This is a genomic window from Streptomyces sp. NPDC006193, assembly GCF_040613915.1.
Classification (GTDB): Bacteria; Actinomycetota; Actinomycetes; order Streptomycetales; family Streptomycetaceae; genus Streptomyces.
This window is the reverse complement of sequence record NZ_JBEXTB010000011.1, coordinates 114,362-132,134: the sequence shown is the minus strand read 5'-3', so window position 1 is coordinate 132,134 and position 17,773 is coordinate 114,362. Positions and strand designations below refer to the sequence as shown.

Sequence of the window (17,773 nt, the reverse complement as noted above, 5' to 3'; positions counted from 1 at the left end):
GGGGGCGTCCGGACCGGGTCGGAGGGCGGCCGATCCGGACGGGGTCCCCTACGCCCCCCACCCCGCCTGCCGGCCGCCGACCCGCTCGGCGGCGATCTTCTTGGCCCACCCGGAGCGGGCGTAGGCGGCGACCGGGTCGGGGTCGAGGCCCGCCTCCTCGCGGACCTCGGCCAGCAGCGGCCGCACGTCGGTGTGGTAGGCGTCCATGAGCACGGCGTTGGCGCCGAGCACGTCGCCCTCGCGCTGCGCGGAGGCGAGCGCCTCCCGGTCGACGAGCAGCGCCTTCGCCGTGGCCTCCTGCACGTTCATCACCGAGCGGATGACCGCCGGTATCTTCGGCTCGATGTTGTGGCACTGGTCGAGCATGAAGGCGACGTCGGCGGCCAGTCCGCCGCCCCGCACCACCTCGTACATGATCCGGAACAGCTGGAAGGGGTCGGCCGCGCCCGCCATCAGGTCGTCGTCCGCGTAGAACCGGGAGTTGAAGTCGAAGCCGCCGAGCCTGCCCTCCCGCTGCAGCACCGCGACGATGAACTCGATGTTGGTTCCCGGAGCGTGGTGCCCGGTGTCCACCACCACCCGCGCCTTCGGCCCCAGCTTCAGGCAGTGCGCGTACGCGGTCCCCCAGTCGGGCACGTCCGTCGTGTAGAACGCGGGCTCGAAGAGCTTGTACTCCAGCAGCATCCGCCGGCCGTCCCCGAGCCGTGCGCAGACCTCGGCGAGCGCCTCGGCCAGCCGGTCCTGCCGCGCCCGCACGTCGTCCTGCCCGGGGTAGTTCGTGCCGTCGGCGAACCACAGCTTCAGGTCCCGCGAGCCGGTGGCCTCCATGATGTCGACGCACCGCAGCAGGTGACCGACGGCCTTGCGCCGCACCGCCGGGTCGGGGTGGCAGACGCTGCCCAGCCGGTAGTCGTCGTCCTGGAAGGTGTTCGAGTTGATCGTGCCCAGCCGCAGTCCCCGGTCCCCGGCGTACTCGGCCAGCGCCCGGTAGTCCTCCACGGTGTCCCAGGGGATGTGCAGCGCGACCGTCGGCGCGACCCCGGTGAAGGCGTGCACCTGCGCGGCGTCCTGGAGCTTCTCCCACGGCGAGCGCGCCACCCCGGCCTGCGCGAACACCTTGAAGCGGGTCCCCGAGTTCCCGTACGCCCACGACGGCGTCTCGACGGCCTGGGTCCTGAGCGCGGCCTTCACCGCGGCGAGGTCGGTCACTTCGGGGCTCCTGTGGTGTCGGCCGGGACGACGGAATGCGGAGAATGGTGAAACGATTCAGAAAGGCAAGCTAGGGTCCGCCCCCAGGTGTGTCAAGCATTCCGGCCGGGGTTGCAAGCCCGAGGCGAGCTGGGCGTCAGGACGCCGGGTTTGCGTCCGACCCATTGACGCGGGATGGCTGCGCTGCCTACGGTCCCGGCAATCCGTTGAAACCTTTCACGACACCGTGGCGGTCTCGCGGCCCTGGTGCCGGTGCCGTCGAGGAGCCCCCATGACCCACCCGCCTGACAAGGGACCGGCACCGGTGCTGGCACTGAAGGGCGTCTCCAAGTCCTTCGGCGCCGTCCGCGCGCTCAGGGACGTCTCGCTGGAACTGCTGCCCGGCGAGGTGCACGCCCTCGCCGGGGAGAACGGCGCGGGCAAGTCGACGCTGATCAAGATCCTCGCCGGAGTGCACCGGCCGGACTCCGGCCAGGTGCTGCTCGACGGCAAACCCGTCGTCCTCCACGGCCCCGGCGACGCCCGCGACGCCGGCATCGCGGTCATCCACCAGGAACCCACACTCTTCCCGGACCTGTCGATCGCCGAGAACATCTTCATGGGCCGCCGGCCGAAGCGGACCTACGGCCGGATCGACCACCCGGCCACCCGTGCCGCCACGACCGCCCTGATGCGACGGCTGGGCGTCCGAATCGACCCCGACCGCCCCGCCCGCGGCCTGTCGATCGCCGACCAGCAGATGGTGGAGATCGCCAAGGCGCTCTCCACCGACGCCCGGGTCCTGATCATGGACGAGCCGACCGCGGCCCTCACCGGCAGCGAGGTCGCCCGGCTCTTCGGCGTCGTCCGCACCCTGCGCGACCACGGCGCCGCCGTCCTGTTCGTCTCGCACCGGCTGGAGGAGATCTTCGAGATCTGCCGCCGGGTGACCACGCTGCGGGACGGCGCCCTGGTCGCCGGCGAGCCGCTCGCCGGGATGACCGAGGACGACCTGGTGCGCCGGATGGTCGGCCGCGACCTGGCCGAGCTCTACCCCGAGCGGGAGGCGACGCCGGGCGAGGTGGCGCTGAGGGTGCGCCGCCTGACCCGCGAGGGCGTCTTCACGGACGTGTCCTTCGAGGTGCGGCGCGGCGAGATCGTCGGCCTCGCCGGGCTGGTCGGCGCCGGCCGCACCGAGGTCGCCCGGGCCGTCTTCGGCGTCGACCGCTGGGACGCGGGCGAGGTGGAGGTCGCCGGGCGCCGGCTCACCGGCGGGGCGCCGTCCGCCGCGATGGCCGCCGGGCTGGCCCTCGTGCCGGAGGACCGGCGCGCCCAGGGGCTGGTGACGAGCCTGTCCGTGGAACGGAACATCGGCCTGACCGGACTGCGCACCACCGTCCGGGCCGGACTGGTGGACCGCGGCGCCGAACGCGGCCGCGCCCGGGACTGGGCGCTGAAGCTCCAGGTGAAGTACACCCGCCTCGCGGACGCCGTCTCCACCCTGTCCGGCGGCAACCAGCAGAAGGTCGTCCTCGCCAAGTGGCTCGCCACCGGCCCGCAGGTGCTGATCGTGGACGAGCCGACACGCGGCATCGACGTCGGCACCAAGGCCGAGGTGCACCGGCTCCTCGGCGAGCTGGCCGCCGACGGGGTCGCCGTGCTGATGATCTCCTCCGACCTGCCGGAGATCCTCGGCATGGCCGACCGGGTGCTGGTGATGCACGAGGGCCGGATCACCGCGGAGATCCCCCGCGCGGAGGCCACCGAGGAGGCCGTGATGGCCGCGGCCACCGGGAGGGCCGCGGCATGACGGTGACCACCACGGACGATCCCCCCGTCGCCGGGGCGTCCGGGCCGGGCGGGGCCCGGCTCCTGGACCGCGTCCTCAGGACGCGCGAACTCGCCGTCCTCGCCGTCCTCCTGGTGATGATCGCCGTCGCCCGGGCGGGCAACAGCGCGTTCCTGTCCGAGCAGGGCGTCAAGGACCTGCTCCTCAACGCCACCGTCCTGGTCCTGGTCGCCACCGGGCAGACGCTGGTCGTCCTCACCCGCAACGTCGACCTGTCCGTCGGCTCCACCCTCGGCATCAGCGCCTTCGCCGCCGGCGCCTGGCTCGACGGCGGCGGGAACGCGGTCGTCGCGGTCGCGCTGGCGGTCTCGCTGGGCGTCGGGGCCGGACTGCTCAACGGCCTGCTCGTCGGCATCGGCCAGGTACCCGCCCTCGTCGTCACCCTCGGCACCCTGTACGTCGTCCGGGGCGTCGACTCGATCTGGGTCGGCTCCCGCCAGATCACCGCCGCGGACCTCCCGGACGGCTTCCTGGACTTCGGCTCCGGCGGCGTCCTGGCGCTCCCGTGGCAGGCGGTCGTCGCACTCGTGGTCCTGGTGGCGACGGCGTACTACCTCAGGAACTACGGCAGCGGACGGGAGCTGTACGCCCTCGGCTCCAACCCGGAGGCGGCCCGGCTCGCCGGCATCCCCGTGCGCAGGCGCGTGCTCGCCGCCTACACGGTGTGCGGGGCGCTCGCCGGACTCGCCGGCGCGCTCTACCTGGCCCGGTTCGGCAACGTCGACTCCGGCACCGGCACCGGCTACGAACTCACCGTCGTCAGCGCGGTCGTGGTGGGCGGCGTCGCCTTCACCGGCGGCTCCGGCAGCGTCTACGGCGCCGCCCTCGGCGCCCTGCTGCTCACCTCGGTCAACAGCGTGCTCCCCGCCCTCGGCGTCAGCTCCGTGTGGGTGCTCGCGATCAACGGCGTGCTGCTGCTGCTCGCCATCGCCGTCGACCGGGTCGTGGCGCTGCGCGTGGCCGCCGCCCTGCGGAGGAAACGGGCCCCGAGGAGGACCGCCGTGGCGAAGGAGAAGACCGGTGCCTGAGTCGCTCACCCGCGCGATCCGCTGGGACACGGTCGTCGGCGCGCTGCTGATCGTCCTGCTGCTGCTGTCGTTCGGCTTCGTCGACGGCTTCGGCAACGCGCTGAACCTGTCGTTCCTGATCGGCAACACGCTGCCCATCGCCCTGATCGCCCTGCCGATGACCCTCCTGGTCGTCGCCGGCGAGATCGACCTGTCCGTCGCGTCCACGGCCGGGCTGTCCGGCGCGGTGCTGGGCAGGCTCTGGAACGCGGGCATGGCCATCGAGACGATCATCCCGCTCTGCCTGCTGCTCGGCGTGGTGTGCGGGCTGGTGAACGGTGTGCTGGTGACCCGGCTCGGGCTGCCGTCGCTCGCCGTCACCATCGGCACGCTCGCCGCGTACCGGGGCATCGCCCAGATCGTGCTCGGCTCCGACGCGGTGACCGACTTCCCGGCGCCGTACCTGGACTTCGCGGCCGGCCGCATCGGGGACTCCTTCCTCCCCCGCGCCTTCCCGCCCTTCCTGGCGCTGCTCGCGATCGCCGCGGTCGTGCTGCACGCCACGCCGTTCGGGCGGTCGCTGTTCGCGGTCGGGGCGGGGGAGGAGGCGGCGTGGTTCGCGGGCATCCGGGTGAGACGGACCAGGCTCATGCTCTTCGCGGCCACCGGGTTCATGTCCGCGCTCACCGGTGTCTTCTGGGCCCTGCACTACGCCAGCGCCCGCTACGACAACGCCACCGGACTGGAACTGTCCGTCGTCGCGGCCGTGCTGCTGGGCGGCATCGACTTCGACGGAGGCCGGGGCACGATCGGCGGCGCCCTCGCCGGTGTCTTCCTGCTGGGCGCGCTGCAGAACGCGATGAGCCTGCTGAACGTCTCCGCGCAGTCGCAGATCGTCGTCACCGGTGTGCTGCTCGTCGTCTCCGTGCTCGGGCCCCGGGTCGCCCGGCAGATCGCCGCCGCGCGGCGGGCGGCCCGGCGGCGGCCGACCTAGGGGGCCGGTCCGGACCGGCCCGGTGCCGCCGGCCTGATCCGGACGAGACCCCCGGCAGGTGCGCCCGCCCGGGCCGGCCGCGCCGTACCCCCGCGTCCCGCAAGGGGCGCACCCCCCTCCTGACGACAAGAGGCCTTCGCCATGCTCACACCGTCCCTGCGCCGCGCCGGCACCGCCCTCGCCGCCGGCACCGCCCTCGCCGTCGCCCTCACCTCCTGCGGCGGCACCACCAAGAACGACGTCAAGGCCGACGACGCCTCCGCCGCGTCCGCCGGCACGGCCGATCCGGACGCCCCCACCAAGAGGGGACTGACGGTCGGCTTCCTGCCCAAGCAGGTCAACAACCCCTACTTCACCGCCGCCGACAAGGGCGGCGAGAAGGCGCTCGCCGAACTGGGCTCCCGGTACAAGGAGGTGGGCCCGAACAGCGCCACCGACACCTCCGCCCAGGTCAGTTACGTCAACACGCTCACCCAGCAGCAGGTCGACGCCATCGCCGTGTCCGCGCAGGACCCCGGCGCCCTGTGCACCGCGCTGAAGCAGGCGATGCGCGGCGGCATCAAGGTCGTCACCTACGACTCCGACACCGGCCCCGGCTGCCGGAACGCGTTCGTCTCGCAGGCCCGTGCCGAGGACCTGGGCCGCACCGAGGTGCAACTGCTGGCCCGGCAGATCGGCTACAAGGGGAAGATCGCGATCCTGTCGGCCGCCCAGACCGCGACCAACCAGAACACCTGGATCGGCTACATGAAGGACGAGCTGAAGGACCCCAGGTACCGCGACATCGAGCTCGTCAAGATCGCCTACGGCAACGACGACGCCCAGCAGTCCTTCCAGCAGACCCAGGGCCTGCTCCAGGAGCACCCCGACCTGAAGGGGATCATCTCCCCGACCACGGTCGGCATCAAGGCCGCCGCCCAGTACCTGTCCGGGTCGAAGTACAAGGGCAGGGTCGAGCTGACCGGTCTCGGCACCCCGAACGACCTGCGCCGGTACGTCAAGAACGGCACCGTCGACGCCTTCGAGCTGTGGGACCCGGCCAGGCTCGGCGACCTGGCCGCCCGCACCGCCGTCGCGCTGGCCTCCGGCCGGATCACCGGCAGACAGGGCGAGACCTTCGAGGCCGGCGGCAGGACGTACACCCTCGGCGAGAACGGCGTGATCGACCTCGGCAGGCCGACCGTGTTCGACGCGAAGAACATCGACCGGTTCCACTTCTGACCGGAGGCCGGAGGCGGGACGCCGGACGCCGGACGCGGCGCGCGCCTTCCCGCCGGGGGTGCCGGGGGCCGCACCGACGCGTGCCGCGGGCGGCCCGCCGTCCGACGCGGCCGCCGACGCCCCGGGGGCGGCGGGCACGGCTGCTCGCTGCGGTCCGCACGAGCGGCTGCGCCCGCACGAGCCGCTGCGGCCCGCGCGTGCGCTGTGGCCTGCGCCTGCCGCCGTCGCCCGCGCGTGGACGGCCCGTTCGTCGGCCGGCCCGGGGCCCGCTTCGCCCTCCCGGCGTGACGGTAATGTGAAGGTCGTCCCGCCGCCCTCGTTCCCTGGAGGTCCCTGCCCGATGGCCCAGTCGGTGGGTATCAAGGACGTCGCCCGCGCCGCCGGAGTGTCGGTGGGCACGGTGTCCAACGTCATCAACCGCCCGGACACCGTCGCCAGCGAGACCCGGGCCCGGGTGCTGTCCGTGATCGACCGGCTCGGCTACGTCCGCAGCGAGTCCGCCCGGCAGTTGCGGGCGGGCCGCAGCCGGATCATGGGCCTGCTCGTCCTGGACATGGGCAACCCCTTCTTCGTGGACGTGGCGCGCGGCGCCGAGCGGGCCGCGCGCGAGGCCGGGCTCGGTGTGATGGTCTGCAACAGCGCCCAGAACGCGGCCGAGGAGGCGGAGTACCTGTCGCTCTTCGCCGAGCAGCGGGTGCGCGGGGTGCTGCTCACCCCGGCCGACGCCAGCGGCCGCAACATCGCCGCCTTCCGCCGGCACGGCATCCCCTTCGTGCTGGTCGACCGGGTCGCCGAGGGGGCCGGCGCGTGCTCCGTCTCCGTGGACGACGTCGCGGGCGGCGCGCTCGCGGTGCGGCATCTGGTGGACGCGGGGCACCGCTCGATCGCCTACGTCAGCGGGCCGCCCGGGCTCAACCAGGTCCGCGACCGCCGCACCGGCGCGCTGAACGCCCTCGCCGAGGCCGGGCTGGGCGAGGACGCCCTGCGCGAGCTGCCCACCGACCGCCTCGACGTGGCCGCCGGACGCGACGCGGGCGCCCGCCTGCTCGGCCTCGCCGACCGGCCCACCGCGGTGTTCTGCGCCAACGACCTGCTGGCCCTCGGTGTCCTGCAGGCGATGTACGCGGCGGGCGTCACCGTCCCGGACGACCTCGCGATCGTGGGCTACGACGACATCGAGTTCGCCGCCGCGGCCGCCGTCCCCCTCACCTCCGTGCGCCAGCCCGCCGTCACCATGGGCGCCCTCGCCGCCGGACTGCTGCTGGAGGAGACCGAGCAGGCGGCGGGGCAGCGATCGCACGAGCACCGCCGGGTGGTGCTCCGGCCGGAGCTGGTGGTGCGCCACTCCAGCCTGGCCGCGCGCTGACCGTCGTCCGGTGGCGCACCTTGGTCCCCGGGGCTCGGTTCGCGCCCGCTGTTGTGCTGCACTGGGACGCGTCCAGCCCGTCCGTCCCGGGAGACCCCTTGAGCCTCAGCTACCGCCAGCCCGGCGTCGTCCTCACCGACCGCCGCTTCACCGTCCCCCTCGACCACGCCGATCCGGACGGCGAGACCATCGAGCTGTACGCCCGCGAGGCGGTGGCGAGCGAGCAGGCCGGGCGGGAACTGCCCTGGCTGGTGTATCTGCAGGGCGGCCCCGGCTTCGGGGCGAATCGTTTCGTCGGACGTCAGGCCTGGCTCGACCGGGCCCTGCGGGAGTACCGCGTCCTGCTGCTCGACCAGCGCGGCACCGGCCGCTCCACCCCCGCCACCCGGCAGACGCTCCCCCTGCGCGGCGGCCCCGCCGCGCAGGCCGACTACCTCACCCGCTTCCGCGCCGACTCCATCGTCCGCGACTGCGAGGCCGTCCGGCGACAGGTCACCGGCGGCGCCCCGTGGACCGTGCTCGGCCAGAGCTTCGGCGGCTTCTGCACGGTGTCGTACCTCTCCCTCGCCCCGGAGGGTCTCGACACCGCGATCGTCACCGGCGGCCTGCCCTCCCTGCACGCCCACGCCGACGACGTCTACCGGGCCGCCTACCCGCGCGTCGAACGCAAGGTCACCGCGCACTACGCCCGCTACCCGCAGGACGTGGACCGGGCCCGCCGGATCGCCGACCACCTCCTCACCCGCGACGTGGTCCTCCCGAACGGCTACCGCTTCACCGTCGAGGCCTTCCAGTCCCTCGGCCTGATGCTCGGCGCGAGCGACGGCAGCCACCGCCTGCACCACCTGCTCGAGGACGCCTTCGTGCGCACCCCGGCCGGCCTCGAACTGTCCGACGCCTTCCAGGAGCAGGCCCAGGCCCTGCTGTCGTTCGCCGGACATCCCCTCTACGCCCTCCTCCACGAGGCGGTCTACGGCCAGGACGCCCGCCCCACCGCCTGGGCCGCCGAACGCGTCCGCGCCGAGTTCCCGCAGTTCGACGCGGCCAAGGCGCTCGCCGGCGACGCTCCCGTCCTCTTCACCGGCGAGACGATCCACCCCTGGATGTTCGACACCGACCCGGCGCTGCGCCCCCTGCGCGAGACCGCCGCCCTGCTCGCCGCCCGCGCCGACTGGCCTCCGCTGTACGATCCCGCCCGCCTCGCGGCCAACGAGGTCCCGGTGGCCGCGGCCGTCTACCACGACGACATGTACGTCGACACCGCTCACTCCCTGGAGACGGCCGGCGCGATCCGCGGCCTGCGCGCCTGGGTCACCAACGAGTACGAGCACGACGGCCTGCGCGCGGGCGCGCCGCGTGTCCTGGACCGGCTGCTCGCCCTGGCCCGCGACGAGGCGGGGTGACTTCGACGGCGGACGCACGGGCCCCTCTCCGGCGTCTCGCGCCGCCCGGCGCCGGTCGCGCCTGCTCGGGGCGGGGCCCGGGCCGGATCTCCGGCGGGGACCGGGCCGGTTAGGCTGTCCCCCATGCCAGACCGGACAGCCGGCCTTGCGGAGCTGCGCGGGGACTGCGCCCGCTGTTTCGCACTGTGCTGCGTCGCCCTGCCCTTCGCCGCCTCCTCCGACTTCGCGCGGAACAAGCCGGCGGGCAAGCCGTGCCCGAACCTCGGCGGCGACCACCGCTGCGGCATCCACACCGACCTGCGGGCCAGGGGCTATGCCGGCTGCACGGTCTACGACTGCTTCGGCGCCGGCCAGAAGGTCTCGCAGGTCACCTTCGGCGGGCAGGACTGGCGCACCGGTTCCGGGGAGCACGCCCGGCGGATGTTCGACGTGTTCCCGGTCGTCCGGCAGCTGCACGAGCTGCTGTGGTACCTGACGGAGGCGCTCGGCCTGCCCGCCGCCCGGCCCGTGCACCCCGACCTGAGACGGATGCGGGAGCGGACCGAGCGGCTGACCCGGCGAACGCCGCAGGAGCTGGCCGCGCTGGACGTGGCCGCCCACCGCCGGGAGGTGGACGTCCTCCTGCTGCGCACCAGCGAGCTGGTCCGGGCGGGCGCCGGGGGCCGGAGCGGGGGCGGGCGCAGGGACCGCCGGGGCGCGGACCTCGTCGGCGCCCGCCTCAGGGGCGCCGACCTGCGCGGGGCGACCCTGCGCGGGGCCTGGCTCATCGCCGCCGACCTCACCGGCGCCGACCTGCGGGGCGCCGACCTGATCGGGGCCGACCTGCGGGGCGCCGACCTGACCGACGCGGACCTCACCGGGGCCTTCTTCCTCACCCAGCCGCAGGTCGACGCGGCCCGCGGCAGCGCCGGCACCCGCCTGCCGGAGTCAGTCGCCCGCCCGGCGCACTGGACGGCCCGCGCCTGATCCGCCGTCCGCGGCCGCCGGACTGCGCCGTTCCAGCCGCAGCCGCAGTCCCTCGGGCATCAGCGTCAGGCGCTCGGCGACGGTCAGCCGGTAGCCGGGGTCGAGGTGCAGCTCGTAGCGGCGCAGCAGCAGGCCGAGGACCAGGGTCGCCTCGTGCAGGGCGAACTGACGGCCGATGCAGGCCCGCGCTCCGGTGCCGAACGGCTTGTAGGTGTGCGGCGGCCGGGAGCGTACGGACGCCGTGGCGAAGCGGTCGGGGTCGAACCGGTCGGCGTCCTCACCCCACACCTCCGGCGCGCGGTGCAGCATCGGCGTCAGCACCAGCGCCCACGCGCCCCGGCGCATGGGGTGCTCACCGGCGAGGACCGTGTCCTGCCGGGCCTCCCGGGCGAAGGCGGGCGCGGTCGGCCACAGCCGCAGCGACTCGTCGAGCACCCGGCGGACGTGGCGCAGCCTGGCGACCTGGTCGTAGCGGGGTTGCGGGGCGCCGCCCCAGACGCGGTCCACCTCGGCGCGGGCCCGGGCCGCGATCTCCGGGTGCCGGGCCAGGTGGTACAGGGCGAAGGAGAGCGCGCCCGAGGTGGTCTCGTGGCCCGCCACCAGGAAGGTGATCACCTGCTTGCGGACGTTCTGCAGGGACAGCTTCTCACCGGTCACCGGGTGCTCCGTCGCCAGCATGCGGTCCAGCAGGTCGCCCTCGCCGCCGCCGGACCGGCGCCGGGCGGCGACCAGTTCGTCGACGGTGCGGTCGAGGGCGGCGGTGTCGGCCGCGTTGCGCCGGGCGGCGGCCCGCAGCAGCAGCGGGGCCAGCGGCCCGGGCACGCTGTTCAGCCGTTGCGCGTAGGTGAGCGTGCCGACCATCGCGGTGACGAAGGGGTGCGGCCGGTCCCGCTCGAAGGAACCGAAGTCGTGCCCGAAGCCGGTCCGCGCGATCGTCTCCAGGGTCAGCCGGGTCATGTCACCGGGCACGTCCACCGTGCTCCCGGCCGCCAGCATGCTGTCCCAACGGTCGGTGAGCCGGCCGGCGACCGCCAGCATCGTCCGGTGGTAGCCCTGCATGGCCTCCCGGCTGAACCCGGGCGCCAGGACGTCGTGCGCCAGCTGCCAGTTGGGCTCGTGGTTGTAGGCGGTGAACAGGCCGTCGCCGGCCACCGGCCGCAGGTTGGCGACACCCAGCCCGACGTGCTTGGCGAACCGGGTCTCGTCGGCCAGGTCGGCGACGAGCCGCGGCCCCCACACGAACACGAACTCGTGGCCGAACGCCCGGCGCCGGAAGATCGGCCCCAGCTCGCGCCCCAGGCGCAGGGAGTCCTGCAGCGGGCGGTGCCGGTCGGCGCCGAGGACGTCGCCGAGCAGCGGCAGCCGGTGCGGCGGACGCGGGATGCGGCGCAGCTCGGGCCAGCCCTGCTCCGCGCCCCTGAAGCCCCTCGGCAGTCCGGTCTCCGTCGTCCCCGCCATGACGCGATCTCCCTTGGTCCAGCGGACGGTCGAAGCGATGGCGCGTGTTGTACGTGGGTTCAATAAGCGGTTCCAGTGTCGTCCCGGCGTCGGACCGGCGTCAAGTAAGGTGACGCCATGCCCGCGGACCAAGGGGAGCGCGCCCGGCGCCGGCTCAGCACCGGGGAACGCCGTGAGCAGCTTCTGTCGGTCGGCGCGACCCTTTTCTCGGAGAGCCCCTACGACGAGGTGCGGATCGAGCGGGTCGCGGAGATCGCCGGGGTCTCCCGCGGGCTGCTGTACCACTACTTCCCGGCCAAGCGGGACTTCTTCGCGGCGGTCGTGGAGCGGGAGAGCGAGCGGATGCTGCGCATGACCGCCGCCGTCCCCGGGGTGCCGGTCCGCGAGCAGCTCACCGCCGGTCTCGACACCTACCTGGGCTATGTGGAGACCCACGCCCACGGCTTCCGCGCCTTCCACCGCGCCGACGCGGCCGGCGACCGGGCCGTGCGCCGTGTCTACCGGCGCGCCCTGGCCGCGCAGGAGAGGCAGATCCTGGCCGCGCTCGCCGCCGACCCCGAGTTCGGACCGGTCGTGGAGGAGGCGCCGCACGTGCGAGTGGCCGTGCGCGGCTGGCTCGCCTTCACCACCGCCGTCTGCCTGGAATGGCTGGGCGGCGCGGGGGAGCTGCGCCGGGAGCAGGTGCGCGACCTGTGCGCCCGCGCGCTGCTGGGCGTCCTCGCCTGAGCGCGCCGCACCGGCGGCAGGGCCCGGCGGGGGCGGGTTGGCGCACACCCCGATCTCCTATAGGTTAGGTGAGGCTTACCTAATGGAGGTTCGGGATGGGTGACACACAGGACTGGACGGCCGCACCCGGCGCGGCGGAACAGGCACGCTCGGTGCTGGCCACCGCCTGGTCGTGCGCGGTGACCGCGGACGGGGCCCGGGAGGAGTACGTGGGCGCGCACACCGTGACCGACGACGGCGCGGTGCGCCTGGCGGTGCCCGACGACAGCGCCCTGTTCGCGGCCGTCCTGTGCGCCCCGCGCCAGGAACCCCCCGCCCTGCTGGAGTTCGCCGACGTGGCGCCCGTCCCGGTGCGGGGCCGCATCCGCGCCCGGCTCCACCTCTCCGGCCCGCTCGCCCCCAGCGGGGGCGCGCTGCTGTTCCGGCCCACCCGCGTGGTGCTCCGCCGGTCCGCCGGGCCCGTGGTCGTGGACCCGGAGGAGTTCGCCGCCGCCCGGCCCGACCCCCTCGCCGAGGCCGAGCCCCGTCTGCTGACCCACCTCGCCGACGCCCACCCGGACGCCGTCGAGCGCCTCACCCGCCTGGTGCGGCCCGAGAGCCTGCACGCCGCGACCAGGGTGGCGCCCCTCGCCGTCGACCGGCACGGACTGACCCTGCGCATCGAACGCAGCCGCGCATACGGCGACGTACGGCTGCCCTTCCACGCGCCCGCCGACGACGTCGCCCAGCTCACCCGGCGCCTCCACGTCCTGCTGGCCCAGGCGGGCGCCGCCGCCTGCCCGCGCGCGCTACAGCGGCAGCGCGCAGACGGCGACGGGTGAGGCGAACGGCTCGCCGGCCGGGCGCAGTTCGCCGCTGCCCGCGTCGACGTGGAAGACGGTCACCGTGCCGGAGCGCTGGTTCGCCGCGAACAGCAGCCGGCCGTCCGGGGAGAACGCGATGTGCCGCGGGAAGTCCCCGCCCACCGGCACCGTGCCGAGCAGCCGCAGCCGGGCCCCGTCGTCCTCGACGGCGTACCGGGCCAGGCTGTTGTGGCCCCGGTTGGCGAGGAACGCGTACCGGCCGTTCGCCGTCACCAGGATCTGCGCCGGATAGTTGGTGCCGCCGCCGGCCCCCGTCGGCTGCGGCTCGCCGACGCTCAGCCGGCCCGACCGCGGGTCGTAGGCGCAGACGGCGACGGTGTCGTCCACCTCGTTGGCCAGGTAGGCGTACCGGCCGCCCGGATGGAAGGCCAGATGGCGCGGTCCCGCGCCGGGCCGGGTGTGCGCCTGGGCCACCTGGTGGAGCGTGCCCCTCACCCGGTCCAGGCGGTAGGTGTAGACGGTGTCGGTGCCGAGGTCCACGGCGAGGACGTGCCCGCCGTCGGGGCTCGTGACGACCTGGTGGGCGTGCGGGCCCTGCTGCCCGGGGCCGGGCTCCGGGGACGAGTGCGTGACCAGGCCGGTGCGCTCGCCGAGGGCGCCCGAGCCGTGGATCGGGTGCACGGCGACACTGCCCGACCCGTAGTTCGCGCTGAGCAGCCAGCGTCCGGTGGGGTGCACCGACAGATGGCACGGGCCCGCCCCGCCGGTGCTCCGGGTGCCGAGGACACGCCGGTCCCGGAGGCGCACGGCCGTCACACCGCCGTCCTGCCGCTCGTCCACCGCGTACAGCGTGCGGCCGTCCGGGTGCACGGCGAGGTACGACGGGTCGGGGACGCCGGTCAGCGTGCCCGCCCCGGTGATCCGGCCCGACTCCGGGTCGTACGAGGCCAGCGCGATGCCGGCGCCGCCGCCCTCCGCGGAGGTGTAGGTGCCCACGTACAGCGGGCGCGGCCCGGACGGTCCGCGGGGCGGCGCGGCGGCCGCCCGCTCCCGCGCGGCCGGCTCGCCGTCCGCCGGCGGGGCCGCCGGGGACGGCACCGCCACCACGGCGGCCGTGCCGGCCACGGCGCCGACGAACCGCCGCCTGCTCAGGTCGCCGTGCCGCCGGCCGCTCCCCGGCGGGGGAGAGCTCCGCCGTGCCGTCCCCGCCTCCGTGTCCATGCCCGCACCTCAGGTCGTCGGTTGTCCCGGTCGTGCCAGCCACCTTGGCCTGCGGGTCCCGTCCGGGGCAAGCCGGGCGACAACGGCTGCGCGCGGCGCAACGGCATCCGGTGGACCGCCGGCGGCACGCCGACGACCGCCACGGCAGCGGGGCGCCGGCGTCCGGGGCGGCGGGCGTTCGCCGGAGGAACCGCGGGACCGCTCAGCCGGCGCACCGGCCTGCGCAGAGCCGGGTCCGCGCCGGTGGCGCGCCCGCGCGACCCCGGCGGGGCGGGGCCGGCCGGGCGGCGGTCACCACTCCCCGTCGTCCACCGGCTTGCCGGGCGCGTCCTTCAGCGGGGCCACCTGGCCCGCGGCCGGCGCCTGCCACGGGTCCAGGTCGTTGCCGAGCCAGTCGCCGACGGGCCTGACCGCGCGGAGGGCGTCCGTGGGGGCGAGGTCCTCGGCGTCCGCGTCGTAGTAGTCGTACCAGGGCAGGCCGGCCCGGGTGTACGCCGCCCGGTCCACCGGCGACGGCGGGGGCGCCTCGCCGGTGATCCGGCGCCACTCCGGGGGCGTCACCAGGTGCACGAAGACCCGCCCGGCCGGCTGCTCGGCCCAGTCCCCGAGCGGCCGGTCGTCCCGGTAGACCTCCTGCCGCATCGAGCCGCCGGCGCCGAGACCCATGGCCGCGGCGCGCGGCGGGGGAGCGGCGGCCGCGGCGGCGGGCGCAGGGGCCGCGCCGAAGGCGGGCGCCGCCGCCGGAGGGGCCGCCCCCGGGGCTCCCGTCGCGGCCGGCGGCGCTCCCGCGTACCCGTAGGCCGGTCCGGCCGCCCGCTCCCGCTCCAGCCGCTCCCGCTCCGCGCGCCGCCACCGCGCGAGGACGTCCTGTCTGAGCGGGTACGACCGGAGCTGGACACCGCCCCACACCTCCTCGCCGGTGACCTGCCCCTCCACGGTCGCGCCCAGCCCGAGCGGCACGGCCACGAACTGGCGGACCGTGCCCCGCCCGGAGTTGATGCCGTCCAGCCAGGGCTGGCGGGGCAGCACCACGTAGTTCTGCGGACGCCGGGTCAGCCGGTCGCTCCACGGCTCACCGGACACGGCGCACACCTTGCCCACACCGACCTGCAGCGCGGCCGGCTCCGTCGTGCCGGCGAAACTCAGCCACATGGCCTCGCGCAGATACACCGGCAGCATCACGCCGCCGCGCGCCCGCCACCGCTCCGGCACCCTGTCGGCGTAGTCCGCGACCCGCCGGACGGGGAACTCGCCCAGCCCGGGCGGCAGCGGATGCGTGCCCGTCTCCGGCAGCCGCAGCGTGCGCACGAACCGCACCGCCACCCCGCCCGGCAGCCGCAGCGCGTTCCCGTCGACCCGCACTCCCGTACCGCTCATCCGACCGCCGCCCCGCTTCCCGTGCCGGCCGCTCCGGCACCTTCCTCAGCGAGAACGCTCGCCGAACCCCGCGCGGTTCCGCCACAGCTTCTCCTGGACGCCGAGGCGGTCCCGCAGCTGCGTCATCCGCGGCAGCTTCGCCCGCTGCTCCCGGGACACCCGGTCCAGTTCCTCCAGCAGCCGGCCGGTGCGGTGCTCGGTGTCCAGCTCGTCGATGATCCGGGTCGTCTCGGTCAGCACGGCGCCCAGCAGCTGCCAGTGCGCCCAGTCCTTGCCGACCTGCTCCCGGAGCAGCTCGGCCAGCCGGTCGCGGGTGCCCGCCGCCGTGCTCAGCTCGGCGGCCAGCCGGGCCTCGGCCGACTCGGCGTTCTCGCTCAGATGCGTGGTCACCAGCACGGCGAAGCTGACGACGGCGTCGGCGATCTCCGACAGCAACTGCTCCACGACCGCCCCCACCCGCGGCGGGAACAGCTCCTCGGACCCGCGGGCCTTCGCCAGGTCCGTGAACGAGCGGGCCAGCACCCGCAGCACCACCGTGCAGATCTCCAGGGTGTCCAGACCGGTGCGCAGCACCACCCGGTGCAGCAGCCCTTCCTTGACGCGCGGATTGAGCCGCAGGCTGTCCTCGGCCTGCCGCAGCGCCGCGTCGACCTGCACGATGTCGTGGTCGAGCCGGCGGGCCTCGTGCAGCCGCTCGGCCGCCTGCTGCCAGGGGATCCGGCCCGCGGCCTCCTCGCCCATGCGCAGCATCAGCTGCCGCACCCGGCGGGCCATGTCCTCGATGGACCGGCCCGCCTCGTCCACCCACACCGGGGGCGGCAGCAGCAGGTTGCAGGCCGTGCCCACGACCGCGCCGATCAGGGTCTCCACGATCCGCGCCCACGCGGTGAAGCCGACCGAGGTGACCCCGAGCACCAGCATGGCGCTGATCGCCACCTCGGCCACGTACTCGTCGACGCGCACCAGGTGCCCCACGGCCAGCGCGGCCACGATCAGCAGCGCCAGGCTCCACCACGTCAGCCCCACCAGCACGCTGAAGGCGATGGCGACCAGCACGCCGGCGACCACCGCGTTCACCCGGCGGATGCCGTTGGTGAGCGTGGCGTAGAAGGTGACCTGGACGACGAGCAGCGCGGTCAGCGGCGCGGTCAGCGGCGCCGGCTCGGGGCTCAGCCGCAGGGCGACGACATAGGCGACGGTCGCGGCCGCCGCCGACCGCAGCGTCTGCACCACCACCGGCTCCCGGTGGCGCTTCACCAGGCGGGCCAGTCCCTCGTTCCATTTACGTACGTCGAGCATCCCTTGGCCTGTTCCCGCTCCCAGGGTGCGTCGAACGTGCTCGCTTGCGAACGACTTCTGTTCGCATCTGTTCGCAGCTGTTCACGACCGTCCGCGCAGGGGCAGGTGGGCGGGGGTGCCGTCCCTCCGCCCGGGTGTGCAGTCGGGAGCGTGCACCCGATCGGGCGGGTGACAACCGGCCAGTGCGGTGCGGGCCGAGGTCATGCGTAGAGCTTGTCGACGAACGCGGAGAGATTGCCCGTCGTGCGGGCGATCTGCTCCTCCAGGGTCAGGCTCTCCTCGAACCGGGCGCCGGACTCGGGCACCTTCCTCCCGCGTACGTACAGCGAACATGCCAGGTCGGTGCACATGTACAGCCCGACCGAGTTGCCCTCCCGGCCGGCCGCCCCCGCCTTCCGCGCGGTCATCAGGGACACCCCGCCGCCCGGATGCGTGGTCAGGCACACCGAGCACATGCTGCGGTGCAGGAAGCCGCGCTGCGAGGCGGGGAAGCGCAGGGCGACGCCGACGAGCCGGCCGTCCCGTTCGGTCACCAGATAGCTGCGGTCGGGCGCCCCGGGATCGCGCCAGCCGAGGAAGTCGAGGTCGTCCCACGGGCGTTCGCCGAGATCGCGCGGGACCGCCAGCCGCTTCGCCTCGCCCTTCGAACAGTTGACGAACGAGCCGCGGATGTCCTGCTCGGTGAGCGGTCGCATGAGTGGGGGTCCTTCCGGATGCGGTGCAGGGAACCTAGAGGGTCTAGGTTCATGGTCACCGCGTCACCCTAAGGAGCAGGGGGCTGAGCGGGCCACCGGATTTCCGGCGGGGCTCGCGCGGGCGGCGCGTCCCCGACCGGCTCCGACGCGCGGGGTCCGCCGGTCCGGCTCCGCGCGTGCGGGTCCGCGGTAGCGGCTCC

Annotated in this window: 15 protein-coding genes; 9 read left to right on the top strand and 6 right to left on the bottom strand. The window is 74.8% G+C overall.

Going from position 1 to position 17,773, the window contains the following annotated elements; translation table 11 throughout:
* Positions 1 to 48: 48 nt before the first annotated feature.
* Complete coding sequence (gene rhaI, locus ABZ261_RS13785; protein WP_356858648.1) at positions 49 to 1,209, bottom strand: L-rhamnose isomerase; 1,161 nt, start codon at positions 1,207 to 1,209, stop codon at positions 49 to 51.
* Positions 1,210 to 1,480: 271 nt separating this feature from the next.
* Here rhaI and ABZ261_RS13780 point away from each other — a divergent pair, with 271 nt between their 5' ends.
* The 7 genes from ABZ261_RS13780 (at position 1,481) to ABZ261_RS13750 (ending at position 9,994) form a co-directional block, all read left to right on the top strand.
* Positions 1,481 to 2,998: a sugar ABC transporter ATP-binding protein gene (locus ABZ261_RS13780; protein WP_356858646.1), complete on the top strand. Its 1,518-nt coding sequence runs from the start codon at positions 1,481 to 1,483 to the stop codon at positions 2,996 to 2,998.
* Entirely contained in the window at positions 2,995 to 4,065 is a 1,071-nt protein-coding gene (locus ABZ261_RS13775) for an ABC transporter permease (RefSeq protein WP_356858644.1), read from the top strand. Before ABZ261_RS13780 ends, ABZ261_RS13775 begins: the two co-directional genes overlap by 4 nt.
* The gene (locus tag ABZ261_RS13770) at positions 4,058 to 5,038 is read left to right on the top strand and encodes an ABC transporter permease (protein WP_356858642.1); all 981 of its coding nucleotides are present in this window, start codon (positions 4,058 to 4,060) and stop codon (positions 5,036 to 5,038) included. Before ABZ261_RS13775 ends, ABZ261_RS13770 begins: the two co-directional genes overlap by 8 nt.
* Before the next feature lie 141 nt (positions 5,039 to 5,179).
* Positions 5,180 to 6,259, top strand: a complete 1,080-nt coding sequence (gene rhaS, locus ABZ261_RS13765) for a rhamnose ABC transporter substrate-binding protein (protein WP_356858640.1) — start codon at positions 5,180 to 5,182, stop codon at positions 6,257 to 6,259.
* 340 nt (positions 6,260 to 6,599) lie between these two features.
* Positions 6,600 to 7,625, top strand: coding sequence for a LacI family DNA-binding transcriptional regulator (locus tag ABZ261_RS13760; protein WP_356858638.1), 1,026 nt, complete (start codon positions 6,600 to 6,602; stop codon positions 7,623 to 7,625).
* A gap of 98 nt (positions 7,626 to 7,723) precedes the next feature.
* Positions 7,724 to 9,028 (top strand): alpha/beta fold hydrolase, encoded by a 1,305-nt coding sequence (locus ABZ261_RS13755; protein ID WP_356858636.1) that lies wholly within the window; start codon positions 7,724 to 7,726, stop codon positions 9,026 to 9,028.
* A gap of 123 nt (positions 9,029 to 9,151) precedes the next feature.
* On the top strand, positions 9,152 to 9,994 hold the full coding sequence (locus ABZ261_RS13750; RefSeq protein ID WP_356858634.1) for a pentapeptide repeat-containing protein: 843 nt from the start codon (positions 9,152 to 9,154) through the stop codon (positions 9,992 to 9,994).
* Here ABZ261_RS13750 and ABZ261_RS13745 read toward each other — a convergent pair.
* On the bottom strand, positions 9,956 to 11,452 hold the full coding sequence (locus ABZ261_RS13745) for a cytochrome P450 (RefSeq protein ID WP_356858632.1): 1,497 nt from the start codon (positions 11,450 to 11,452) through the stop codon (positions 9,956 to 9,958). The two genes, ABZ261_RS13750 and ABZ261_RS13745, sit on opposite strands and share 39 nt — an antisense overlap.
* Positions 11,453 to 11,569: 117 nt before the next feature.
* Between ABZ261_RS13745 and ABZ261_RS13740 the strand changes: the two genes are divergently transcribed.
* Together ABZ261_RS13740 and ABZ261_RS13735 are read left to right on the top strand one after the other, a co-directional pair.
* Positions 11,570 to 12,178: a TetR/AcrR family transcriptional regulator gene (locus ABZ261_RS13740; protein ID WP_356858630.1), complete on the top strand. Its 609-nt coding sequence runs from the start codon at positions 11,570 to 11,572 to the stop codon at positions 12,176 to 12,178.
* 95 nt (positions 12,179 to 12,273) lie between these two features.
* Entirely contained in the window at positions 12,274 to 12,999 is a 726-nt protein-coding gene (locus tag ABZ261_RS13735; RefSeq protein ID WP_356858628.1) for a DUF2470 domain-containing protein, read from the top strand.
* Here ABZ261_RS13735 and ABZ261_RS13730 read toward each other — a convergent pair.
* The 4 genes from ABZ261_RS13730 to ABZ261_RS13715 all read right to left on the bottom strand — a co-directional run bounded on the left by ABZ261_RS13730 (position 12,967) and on the right by ABZ261_RS13715 (position 17,573).
* Positions 12,967 to 14,106, bottom strand: coding sequence for a lactonase family protein (locus tag ABZ261_RS13730; protein WP_356858732.1), 1,140 nt, complete (start codon positions 14,104 to 14,106; stop codon positions 12,967 to 12,969). The two genes, ABZ261_RS13735 and ABZ261_RS13730, sit on opposite strands and share 33 nt — an antisense overlap.
* Before the next feature lie 387 nt (positions 14,107 to 14,493).
* Entirely contained in the window at positions 14,494 to 15,579 is a 1,086-nt protein-coding gene (locus ABZ261_RS13725) for a hypothetical protein (protein WP_356858626.1), read from the bottom strand.
* Positions 15,580 to 15,624: 45 nt separating this feature from the next.
* Positions 15,625 to 16,878, bottom strand: a complete 1,254-nt coding sequence (locus tag ABZ261_RS13720) for an aromatic acid exporter family protein (protein WP_356858624.1) — start codon at positions 16,876 to 16,878, stop codon at positions 15,625 to 15,627.
* A 200-nt stretch (positions 16,879 to 17,078) separates the two neighbouring features.
* Complete coding sequence (locus ABZ261_RS13715) at positions 17,079 to 17,573, bottom strand: FBP domain-containing protein (protein ID WP_356858622.1); 495 nt, start codon at positions 17,571 to 17,573, stop codon at positions 17,079 to 17,081.
* Positions 17,574 to 17,773: the final 200 nt, after the last annotated feature.